Genomic DNA, 761 nt, shown 5'->3' on the forward strand with positions numbered 1-761 from the left:
TTACCTCGGCGGTCGTGGCGGTGACCAGTTCCCCGCGCGGCTGGTCGAGGCGTTCGGTGGTCACCTCGTAGTGCGGGTTGCTGGTCGCGCCGAACGTGTCGGGGGTGCACCATCCGATCTCCTCCAGGACGTCCGGCAGCGAACGCACCGGAACCGGCGCCGGGACGCTGGTCTCTTCGCCACCAGCGGCCGGGAGTTCCGGGCGGTCGGTGCCGGGGAGGGTGAACATCTCGCCCAGCGCGGTGTCCGCGCCCGCGGTGACCCGCTGGCGCTGGACGCCCAGGAGCTCGGCGTTCAGGGTTGTGTCCCCGGCGCCGGCCTTCCGTGCCAGCCGCCATGAGGTCTTGTCCGACCGGGCCCGGATCTTCTCGTCCGGGTGGTTCGCCGCGCGGGCCCGGTGATAGGCGAGTGACCGCATGAGGGCGGCGGCGGATGCTTCGGCCTCGGCGTCGCGGCCGGTCTGGAAGACGACGATGCGGCGGGCGACGAACGCCATGCCCTCGGCGGCCACGCACATGCCCAGCGGCGTCACCGCATAGATCACGGTCGTGGCGGGGTCGTCGGCGGCCATGGCAGCCATCACCGATGCCGCGACCGGCGTGGCCCACAACCCGAGGCGGACCACGGCCGGGGACGACTGCCCCAGCAGCGTCAACGCGAGCATGATGACGGCCAGCACGCCGGTCGCGCCCTCACCGGCCGCCACCGCACCCAGCGCCGTGCCCTTGCCGTAGGCGCCCGAGATGTTGGTGTAGGTGCCG

General features: G+C 72.9%; 1 protein-coding gene. It reads right to left on the reverse strand.

Features of this window, described 5'->3' with window-relative positions:
• Positions 1–761, reverse strand: a 761-nt coding sequence (locus RM572_RS28645; RefSeq protein ID WP_311676289.1) for a conjugal transfer protein, incomplete at both ends; no start/stop codon positions are given.

The organism is Streptomyces hazeniae, assembly GCF_031845485.1.
GTDB classification, from domain to species: Bacteria; Actinomycetota; Actinomycetes; order Streptomycetales; family Streptomycetaceae; genus Streptomyces; species Streptomyces hazeniae.